This is a genomic window from Brevundimonas sp. UBA7664, assembly GCF_002483305.1.
In the GTDB taxonomy this organism is placed as follows: domain Bacteria; phylum Pseudomonadota; class Alphaproteobacteria; order Caulobacterales; family Caulobacteraceae; genus Brevundimonas.
Window position 1 is genome coordinate 1 of sequence record NZ_DLHQ01000054.1, and the last position, 9374, is coordinate 9374.

The window sequence follows — 9374 nt, forward strand, 5'->3', positions numbered from 1 at the left end:
TACGAGAGGACCGGGATGGACATACCTCTGGTGGACCTGTCATGACGCCAGTTGTGCAGCAGGGTAGCTATGTATGGAATAGATAACCGCTGAAAGCATCTAAGCGGGAAACTAACCTCAAAACAAGGCTTCGCTGAGGATCGTGGAAGACTACCACGTTGATAGGCCAGGTGTGGAAGTGGGGCGACCCATGAAGCTTACTGGTACTAATAATCCGATCGGCTTGATCGTTTCTCAGCAAAACTCATTCGATTTTCGAATACGACAATGTCTTCTCACAATCGTCTATCCGCCTGGTTGACCTGGTGGCTATGTCGGAGGTTCCCCACCCGATCCCATTCCGAACTCGGTCGTTAAGGCCTCCAGAGCCGATGGTACTTCGTCTCAAGGCGCGGGAGAGTAGGTCGCCGCCGGGTCTACCAGACGGATAGATGATTGTATTATGGGCCGTCGCCCATCTCTCGAACTGCTCTTCCCTTACACTACCGTTTGCCGCGGGATGGAGCAGCCCGGTAGCTCGTCAGGCTCATAACCTGAAGGTCGCAGGTTCAAATCCTGCTCCCGCACCCAAGATCTGAAAGCCCCGCCCGGCATCGCCGGCGGGGCTTTTTGCTGTTCGGCCCGGGCTTTCAGTGCGGCCCGCCTTTCCCCTTACCGCGAGTTCACGCCTTCGCCTCAATCCTGCCTCGTTCCGCTACAAACGTAGCGCGACATATGTAGCGGATAACGGAGGCGCCGACGTGATCGAATCCCTGCCAAGACGCGAGCGAGAGGCCTTCGAGGTCCTGTGCCGACTGGAGGAGGCCACGACGGGCGCGGTGCGCGCGGCGATGAGCGGCGCGCTCAGCGACTCGGCCGTGCGGACCCTGCTGTCCCGGCTTGAAGCCAAGGGCCTCGTGGGGCGGCGGTCGGCGGACGACGGACTTGTCTATCGTCCGATGCAGCGGCCCCAGACCCTGGCGGCCGGAGCCCTGCGGCGCACGGTCGACACCTTCTTCGCCGGCTCGGCTGTCTCGGCCGCGACCGCCCTGCTGGGCCTGACGCAGAAGCTGAAACCCGAGGAGCTCGAGGCCCTGGAACGGGCCATCGAGCAGGCGCGGGAGCGGGGCTCGTGAGCGGCGCCGGCCTGGCCGTCGAGCTGCTGCTCAAGTCCGGCCTGATCGCCGGTGTGGGCCTGACCCTGGCGTGCGCGCTGAGCTTCCGGCCAGCGGCGGATCGCGTCGACATCCTGAGGGCCACGGTCTGTCTGCTGATCGTCCTGCCGCTGATGATGGCGGCCGCGCCCGCCCTTTCGGTTCCGCTGTTGCCGCCGCTCGAGGCCCCCTCGGCCCCGCCGCCTCCCGTGGCCTGGGCCGGGGCGGTCGAAACGGTCGAGGGCGTGGCCCTGTCCGGCTCAATCCTCTGGCCGTCGGCCGCAGACCTGGCGCTGTGGGCCTGGGCCGTCGGCGCCGTGCTGGTGTTGGGCCGGTTCGCGCTCGGAGTCTGGACCCTGCGGCGCTGGACCCGGAGCGGCCGGACTGTGACGGCCGCGGCCTGGACCGCACCGCTCGATCGCCTGGTCCCCGACCGTCGTCCGCGGTTGGTGGCGTCCCCGGCCGTGGGGGCGCCGTTGAGCTGGGGGACGCCGCCGGGGTTGGTCCTGATCGGCGAAGATCAACTGGCCCGTCCCGAGACCGCCCGGGCCGTCATGGCCCATGAGCTCGCCCATCTGCAGCGCGGCGACTGGCTCTTCCTGGTCCTGTCGCGGATCGCCCTTGGCCTGTTCTGGTTCAACCCGCTGGTCTGGCGACTCCATGCCGCCCTGTCGGCCCGCAGCGAGGAGGCTGCCGACGCGGTCGCCCTCGGTGAGGTCGAACCTCGCGACTATGCCCGCGCCCTTGTGGGCCTCGCCGCCGACTTCAACCCGCCCGCCGCCCTCGGGATGGCGGGACCCGCCGAAACCCTCACCCGAAGGATCGCCTGCATCATGAAGACCTCCGCACCACTGCGTCCCCGCCCGCTCGCCATGGCCCTCGCCGTTGGCGCCCTGGTCGGGGTCGCCACGCCGATCGCCGCCCTGGAACTGACGCCCCGCGCGCCGGCCGCACCTCACGCGGAGGCCGCGTCGACGGCCCCGGTGAGGACGGTTGCACCCGTTTCGGCGGTCGCCGAGGTCCGGCCGGTCGATGTGGTCGCGCCGACGGCTCCCGTGACGTTCGCCAGTGAATGGACCGCGATGCAGGACGCGTATGCGCCGCCCCCGCCCCCGCCCCCGCCGCCGCTTCCGCCTTCGCCGCCCGCACCCCCCGCGGCCTACGGCGTGGCGCCGCCGGCGCCTCCCGCTCCGCCGGCCCCGCCCGCGCCTCCGGCCCGTGCGACCCGCGCCGGTTGGGTCCATAGCGGCCGTCCGCTGACGGAACAGGAACGCCAGGCCGTCACTGAAGCCCGCCAGGCGGCGGTCGAGGCGCGGATTCAGGCACGCGAGGCCCGCCGGGAGGCGGCTGAAGCCCGGGCCCAGGCCCGCATCCAGGTCGCCGCCGCGGCTGAAGCCCGGACCCACGCACGGGCCGCGGTCGTAGAGGCGACGCGGGCCCGCGCCATGGCGGGGCAGGCCCGCGAGGCGGCGATGCTCGAGGTGGCCAACGCCCGGGTGCACATGGCCCAGGGCGCCCAGCAGATGATCGCGGGCGCCGGACAGATGCGTGAGGAATCGGCGCGACTGCGTGATCCGGCGTATCGGGCTGAACAGATCGAACGGGCGCGCGAACGCGGCGACACCGTCACCGACGCCGAGCTCAGGGCGCTGTCGCCCCGTCTGGCGACCCAGGCGGACGAGCTTGAGGCGCGGGCCGTGCAACTGCGCGAACGCGCGGCGCGGCAGCCGTCCTGATCGCACCGCATCATTCGCCCGCTCCGGTCGATCCGGAGCGGGCGGATGATCAGCCTTGCCGCGCGTCCCACCAGCGCACGGCGTCCGCGTCGCGGGCGCTGAGTTCGGGATAGGCGGGATCGGAGCCGACATCGGGCACGCGCCGCCATGAGCGGGCGCATTTGGGGTGGTCGGCAAGGCGAACCTCGACCGTCACGGCGTCCCCGGCCGTGATCAGTTCGGCGCCGGACGTCCGGAACACCTCGGCGGCGTCGAGCCCGTCGAACGGCGCGAAGGCCGTGGCGGGGCCGGTGACAACCGGCCAGGCGTCGAGCGCCCCGCCGATTGCCTTGTCTCTGCGCGCGGCCTCCAGCGACTCATTGACGACTTCCAGAACGGCCTGAACGTCCGCCCAGCGTTTGGCTTCGCCCACATTCCGCCATTCCGCTGGCGTCTCCGGGATCACCCGGGCGCAGTTCGACCCGCCATCGGGATAGCGCGTGCCCCAGGCCTCTTCCATGGTGAAGGGCGTGAGCGGCGCCAGCCAGGCGGTGAGGCGCAGGAAGACCTCGTGCATGACCGTGCGGGCCGCGCGGCGGCGGATCGCGTCGGGGCGGTCGCAGTAGAGGCTGTCCTTGCGGATGTCGAAATAGAGGGCCGACAGGTCATTGGAGCAGAACTCCAGCACCGGACGGACGACGTCCTGGAAGCGGTATTCGGCGTAGGCCTTGCGGACGTCGCGATCGAGCTCCCACAGCCGGTGCAGGATGAATGTCTCGAGCGGCGGCATCTGGTCGAGCGGCAGGCGTTCGGCCTCGTCGAAGCCGACGAGGGCGCCCAGCAGATAACGAACCGTGTTGCGCAGCTTGCGATAGGCGTCGACCGTGGTCTGCAGGATCTGTTTCCCGATCCGCTGGTCCTCGGCGTAGTCGACCAGCGAGACCCAGAGGCGCAGGATGTCGGCGCCGGATTCCTTGATGATGGTCGCGGGGTCGGTCGTGTTCCCCTTCGACTTGGACATCTTCTCCCCGTTCTCGTCCTGGGTGAAGCCGTGGGTCAGGACGGCGTCATAGGGGGCGCGGCCGCGGGTGCCGCAGCCTTCGAGGAGATTGGACTGGAACCAGCCACGGTGCTGGTCCGAGCCCTCGAGATAGAGGTCCGCCGGCCAGTGCGAGGGGCGGTCGCCGGTGTAGCCATGGGCCGGGTCGCGCGTTTCCAGCGTGAAGGCGTGGGTGCAGCCGGAGTCGAACCAGACGTCGAGGATGTCCTCGATCTTCTCGTAGCGCGCGGGGTCGTGAGCGCCGAGGAAGTCGGCGTCGGGACGGGTAAACCAGGCGTCAGCGCCGCCCTCGGCCACCGCGGCGGTGATGCGGGCGTCGACCTCGGCGTCGACCAGCGGCTGGCCGGTCTGTTTGTCGACGAACATGGCCAGCGGCGTGCCCCAGGCGCGCTGGCGGCTGATCAGCCAGTCAGGGCGGCCCTCGACCATGGAGCGGATGCGGTTGCGTCCGGCCTCAGGGTGGAAATCGGTCTTGTCGATGGCGTCCAGCGCCCGCTCGCGCAGCGTGCCGTCATCCGCCAGCGGCGTGTCCATGCGGATGAACCACTGCGGCGTGTTGCGGAAGATGATCGGCGCCTTGGAGCGCCAGCTGTGCGGATAGGAATGCTCCATCCGGCCGCGCGCCAGCAGGTTGCCGGCCTCGATCAGCTTTTCCATCACCGCGCCGTTGGCGGGACCGAATTTGCCGGTCTTCTTGCCCTCGGTCTCCAGCACCTTGAGGCCGGCGAACAGGGGGACGTGGTCGTGGTAGGCACCGTCGGGATCGACGGTGTCCGGGACCTCGTGATGGCCGTGGGCCTTCCAGACCTCGAAGTCGTCGGCGCCGTGGCCCGGCGCCGTGTGGACGAAGCCGGTGCCGGCGTCGTCGGTGACGTGGTCGCCGGCCAGCAGGGGCACGGAGAAACCGTAGCCGGGGGCGAGGGCCGCCAGCGGATGGGCGCACTCCAGACCGGACGGGTTCAGGTCGTCGAGGCGGGTCCAGGCGGCGATCTTCGCGGCCTTGAACACGTCCTCGGCCAGTTTGTCGGCGACGATCAGCCGGTCGCCGGGTTTGGCCCAGGGCTCGAACTCCAGCCCGGTTTCCATGGCCGTGACCTCATAGAGGCCATAGGCGATCTCGGGGCCGTAGCTGATGGCGCGGTTGGCCGGGATGGTCCAGGGCGTGGTGGTCCAGATTACGATCGACGGATTGGCGTGGCGGAAGGCCAGCAGGTCGTCCGGATGGCTGTCGGTCGCGCCGGTGACGGGGAATTTGACCCAGACCGTCGGGCTGACGTGGTCGTGGTATTCGATCTCGGCGTCGGCCAGGGCGGTGCGCTCGACCGGCGACCACATGACCGGCTTGGAGCCGCGGTAGAGCTGGCCCGAGTTCTTGAACTTGTGGAACTCGCCGACAATCGCCGCCTCGGTCGTGAAGTCCATGGTGGCGTAGCGATGGTCCCAGTCGCCGAGGACGCCGAGGCGTTTGAACTGGTCGCGCTGCACGTCGATCCAGCCGGTAGCGTATTCGCGGCAGGCCTGACGGAACTCGGCCTTGGAGACCTCGTCCTTGCGCTTGCCCTGGCTGCGATAGCGTTCCTCGATCTTCCACTCGATCGGCAGGCCGTGGCANNGTGGCAGTCCCAGCCGGGGACGTAGTCGACGTCATTGCCGAGCAGGAAGCGGCTGCGGACGACGAAATCCTTCAGCGTCTTGTTGAGGGCGTGGCCGATGTGGATGTCGCCGTTGGCGTAGGGCGGGCCGTCGTGCAGGACGTAGAGGGGCGCGCCCTCGGCCTGACGCTGTTTGCGCAGGGCGGCATAGAGGTCGCCCCATTGCTCGATGATCGCCGGTTCCTTTTGCGGCAGGCCGCCGCGCATGGGGAAGGGCGTCTCGGGCAGGAAGACGGTTTCGCGATAGTCGCGGCCGGTGGGGGTGTCGCTGGCGTCAGCCATGAAGTCTCGTTTCGTCGTCGATGTGTGATCGTTCGCGTCGGTATCGATCCCGGCGTGCACGGGGCCAGAGCCCTGCAGCGCTACGCCGGGCGGCTAATCGAAATCGGGCGAAACACGCGGACGGTCATGGTGGGAGTGGTCTAGCAGACGGCGAGGGCCGGGCGCCAGCCGGGATTGCCAGTTGGCCGCGGCGGCGGGATAGTCCCGGGTGTCCGGGAGGGTCCCATGCGCCGCCACGTCCTGAGTATCGCCGCCGCCGTTCTGACCGGCCTCGCCGCCTGTTCGCCGTCGGGCGATGAAGCCGTAGAGCCGGCCGACGCGCCCGCCGCCCTGCCGCCGGGACGTCCGGCCATCTACGAGGCGGCGCGGGCCGGGCCGGAGGAATTCGTCCGGGCCCTGTACGCGGTCCACGCCACGCCGGGCGCCGGGATGGGCGAGCCGCTGCGGCCGGGGCAGGACCCGATCTACGACCGGATGCTGAACGCCATGATCGGCGCCGACGTCGCCAAGGCGGCGGGCGAGGTTCCGACGCTGAACTATGATCCGATCTGCGACTGCCAGGACAGCGAGGGCTTCGCCCTGGAGTCGGTGACGGTGACGCAGTCCGGGCCGGCGGCGGCCGAGGCGGCGGTGGTGTTCACCAATGCGGGCGAGACGAAGCGGCAGACGCTGAAACTGGTCAAGGAGGGGCCGATGTGGAAGGTCTCCGACGTGCTGGTTCCGGGGCGTCCGGCGCTGACCGAAACCCTGATGGCGGCGATCAGCTAGCGAGCACACGTCGGGCCGCCGCCGCGTCCTTGTCGATCTGGACCTTGAGGGCGTCGAGGCTGTCGAAGGCCATTTCGCCGCGCAGGAAGGCGATGAGGTCGGTCTCGACGATCTGGCCGTAGAGGTCCTCGTTGAAGTCGAACAGCCAGACCTCGAGCAGGGGCTGGTCGATCTCGAACATGGGGCGGACGCCGAGGTTGGCGACGCCGTCGATGACGCGGCCGTCGGGCAGGCGGGTGCGGGTCGCATAGATCCCGTAGGCGGGGCGCATGTAGTCGCCCAGCGGCACATTGGCGGTGGGCACGCCGATGGTGCGGCCGCGCTTGTCGCCGTGGATCACCTGACCCTCGAGGGCGAACGGGCGGCCGAGGATAGCGGCGGCGCGGGGCATGTCGCCGGCCTTGAGCGCCTCGCGCACGGCGGAGGAGGACAGTTTCAGCCCGTCGGGGTCGTCGACGCGGTCGACAGCGGTGACGGTGAAGCCCAGGGCCTCGCCGTGGCGGCGCAGGCCTTCGGGGGAACCGGTGCGGCCCTTGCCGTAGGTGAAGTCGAAGCCGACGGCGGCATGGCGCACTCCCAGCCCGTCCGCCAGCACCTCCCGGGCGAAGGCCTCGTCGGACATGGCGGCCATGGCGGCGTCGAAGGGCAGGAGATGCAGGCGGTCGACGCCGAGCGGGGCCATGGCGCGGGCCATCTGGCCTGAGGTCATCAGGCGGAAGGGGGCGGCGTCGGGCTGGAACCAGCGGCGCGGGTGGGGGTCGAAACTGACCACGGCCAGCGGGGCGGCGAGGCGGTCGGCGGCGGCGCGGGCCTGGGCGATCACGGCCTGATGGCCGCGATGGACGCCGTCGAAGGCGCCGATGGCCACGGCCGCGCCGCGAAGCCGGTCGGGCAGGTCGCGCCAGTCGGTGACGATCTCGACCAAGTCAGTCCTTCGCGGGGCGCCGGCGGCGGGGAACGCGGACCAGGGCGACGCCGTCCATCACCCGCTTGCCGTCGACGAAGGCCTCGCAGTCCAGCTCGACGCGGGCGCTTTCGGGGTCGACGGACTTGACGCTGACGCGGACCAGAACGGTCTCGTCGATCCGCACCGGCATGTGGAAGCCGAGGGTCTGGGACAGGTAGATGGCGCCGGCGCCGGGCAGGATGGTGCCGACCACGGCCGAGCCGAAGGAGGCGGTCAGCAGGCCGTGGGCGATACGGCCGCGATAGGCGGTCTTCGACGCAAAGGCCTCGTCCATATGCACCGGATTGTAGTCATCCGAGGCGTCGGCGAACTGCTGGATGCGCTGTTCGGTGACGAGGATGTGCGTCTCCGCCGTCATGCCGACGTGGAGTTCCTCGAGGATGTAGCCGCCCGAGGGGTGCTTCGTCACAATCTCTGTCATCGTCCGGCCTTAGCGCGATTTGTCCCTGAGTGGGCCATTTTTCGGATTCAGGCCGACGCGGCCTGAGGCCAAAATGGCCGTGGTCACCACGTCAGATCGAGCGCGGCGTAGCGGGCCCAGGTGGTCTCGGCCTTGAGCAGGTCGGCGGCGCGGGCCGGATCGAGGCGGCCGTCGGGGCCGCGCGCGGCGTCGCCATGGATGCCCTGGGCGATGAACAGGCAGTCGAGGGCCTGTTTGTTCGCGCCGAGCACGTCGGTGACCACGCCGTCGCCGATGCACAGGACGCGGGAGCGGTCGACGGGGCGGCCCAGCAAGGCGGCGGCCTCGTGCAGGGCCAGGTCGTAGATGGGGCCGAACGGCTTGCCGGCCATGGTGACTCGGCCGCCGAGGCCTTCGTAGAGGTCGGCCAGGGCGCCGCCGCAGTAGATGAGCTTGTCGCCACGCTGGACCACGCGATCGGGGTTGGCGCAGATCAGTTCGAGGCCGCGGGCGGCGCCGGCGGACAGGCGTTCGCGGTAATCCTCGGGGGTTTCGACCTCGTCGTCGACCATGCCGGTGACGGAGATGAAGGCGGCGTCTTCGGCGCCGTTCGCGGGCGTCAGGCCGAGACCGTCATAGAGCGGGCCGTCGCGGTCGGGGCCGATGATCCAGGCGGGGCCGGGCGCGCGCCTGGCCAGCTCCACGCGGGTGGCGTCGCCCGAGGTGACCACGGCGCCCCAGGAGTCCCGCGGCACGCCGAGGGCGTCCATCTGGGCGATCATGCCGGGGGCCGGGCGCGGCGAGTTGGAGATCAGCACGACCTGGCCGTGGTCGCGGTTGAAGCGGGCGAGGGCGTCACAGGCCGCGGGCCAGCTTTCGCGGCCGTTGTGGATCACGCCCCAGACGTCGCAGAGCAGGATGTCATAGTCGGAGGCGATGTCGGACAGGCCGTTCAGGGCGTGGAGGAGGGTCATGGGCCGGAGATAGCGGGTTCGGGGGTGGGGGAGAAGGGCGGGTCGGCAAGGTCCCCGGCTTCGTCCCAATCAAAGAGGATCGCTTCCAGCTGGAGCAGGGGCCAGGACACGACGAAGTCGTTCCGGTCGGGGCGAAGCCCGCTGTTGAAGAGCTGGAGGTACATCATCTCCCGGTCCGACGCCGGTTCGAACCGGCCCGTTTCAAGGCCTTCGAGACGAAGCATCTGGAGGGTGCGGACGTAGTGGTTCTCGCTCACGCGGGGACGGCGGCAACGGGGCATGAAGGGACCTTTCGGCTGAAGCCTGAAACAGGACGGACATGACTCTTCGCCGCCTGTGTCGAGGCGGTTGGGGAGGGCGCGGAGCGGCCGGGCCTCGCCCGGTGCTTTGATATTATTACCGTTTCGACGAAGCAGGCCGCTC

The 9374-nt window shown here is 69.6% G+C and carries 7 protein-coding genes, 1 tRNA gene, 2 rRNA genes and 1 pseudogene; 6 read left to right on the forward strand and 5 right to left on the reverse strand.

The window, feature by feature from the left end:
- The 5 genes from B2742_RS12705 to B2742_RS12725 all read left to right on the forward strand — a co-directional run.
- Positions 1 to 231: ribosomal RNA gene (locus B2742_RS12705) — 23S ribosomal RNA — on the forward strand; the annotation flags it as partial.
- Positions 232 to 301: 70 nt separating this feature from the next.
- Positions 302 to 416 (forward strand): 5S ribosomal RNA (gene rrf / locus B2742_RS12710).
- 77 nt (positions 417 to 493) lie between these two features.
- Positions 494 to 570 (forward strand) — tRNA-Met (locus B2742_RS12715).
- A gap of 170 nt (positions 571 to 740) precedes the next feature.
- Complete coding sequence (locus B2742_RS12720; protein ID WP_292066884.1) at positions 741 to 1115, forward strand: BlaI/MecI/CopY family transcriptional regulator; 375 nt, start codon at positions 741 to 743, stop codon at positions 1113 to 1115.
- Positions 1112 to 2869, forward strand: a complete 1758-nt coding sequence (locus B2742_RS12725) for a M56 family metallopeptidase (RefSeq protein ID WP_292066886.1) — start codon at positions 1112 to 1114, stop codon at positions 2867 to 2869. The genes B2742_RS12720 and B2742_RS12725 overlap by 4 nt, the downstream gene beginning before the upstream one ends.
- 49 nt (positions 2870 to 2918) lie before the next feature.
- On the opposite strand, the pseudogene ileS reads toward B2742_RS12725, so the two are convergent.
- Positions 2919 to 5842, reverse strand: a pseudogene (ileS, locus tag B2742_RS12730) (isoleucine--tRNA ligase).
- Positions 5843 to 6067: 225 nt separating this feature from the next.
- Between ileS and B2742_RS12735 the strand changes: the two are divergent.
- Positions 6068 to 6610 (forward strand): DUF3828 domain-containing protein, encoded by a 543-nt coding sequence (locus B2742_RS12735; protein WP_292066887.1) that lies wholly within the window; start codon positions 6068 to 6070, stop codon positions 6608 to 6610.
- Here B2742_RS12735 and B2742_RS12740 read toward each other — a convergent pair.
- The 4 genes from B2742_RS12740 to B2742_RS12755 all read right to left on the reverse strand — a co-directional run.
- Entirely contained in the window at positions 6603 to 7535 is a 933-nt protein-coding gene (locus B2742_RS12740) for a bifunctional riboflavin kinase/FAD synthetase (protein ID WP_292066889.1), read from the reverse strand. The genes B2742_RS12735 and B2742_RS12740 overlap by 8 nt on opposite strands.
- A 1-nt stretch (position 7536) precedes the next feature.
- A complete protein-coding gene (locus B2742_RS12745; RefSeq protein ID WP_414633070.1) occupies positions 7537 to 7998 on the reverse strand; it encodes a MaoC family dehydratase in 462 nt (153 codons plus the stop codon).
- An 83-nt stretch (positions 7999 to 8081) separates the two neighbouring features.
- Positions 8082 to 8951, reverse strand: a complete 870-nt coding sequence (locus B2742_RS12750; protein ID WP_292066892.1) for a TIGR01459 family HAD-type hydrolase — start codon at positions 8949 to 8951, stop codon at positions 8082 to 8084.
- Positions 8948 to 9374 (reverse strand): hypothetical protein (locus tag B2742_RS12755; RefSeq protein ID WP_292066893.1); only part of this gene is annotated, 427 nt, incomplete at its 5' end. The genes B2742_RS12755 and B2742_RS12750, both read right to left, overlap by 4 nt.